The sequence below is a fragment of the Priestia sp. SIMBA_032 genome, from assembly GCF_046535215.1.
GTDB lineage: Bacteria > Bacillota > Bacilli > Bacillales > Bacillaceae_H > Priestia > Priestia aryabhattai.
Genome location: NZ_JAWRXD010000856.1, coordinates 1 through 264, shown reverse-complemented (window position 1 = coordinate 264; position 264 = coordinate 1). Strand labels below are relative to the sequence as shown.

1 protein-coding gene is annotated in these 264 nt (G+C 60.2%); it reads left to right on the top strand.

Features of this window, described 5'->3' with window-relative positions; genetic code table 11:
• Nucleotides 1-87 precede the first annotated feature (87 nt).
• On the top strand, nt 88-264 hold a 177-nt coding region (locus SB717_RS36765; protein ID WP_410908004.1), incomplete at its 3' end, for a helix-turn-helix domain-containing protein.

Sequence of the window (264 nt, the reverse complement as noted above, 5' to 3'; positions counted from 1 at the left end):
GAGGTTCGGCAGCTCTATCGACCCCTCGGTTTGGCCGTCGTGGACGAATTACCTAAGCTTCCCTATTCGCATGTATATTGACCTACTGTGACTCCGTCATACTACCTGTCCGCAGACGAGGTGGCCGATGAACTCGGACTACACGTACGGACGGTCCGCACCTACATCCGCGATGGGCGGCTGCGGGCTGCACGTGTGGGCAAGCAGTATCGGATCACCCGAGCGGATCTGGCCGCGTTTGCTGCAGGTGCCGGCAACACCAGC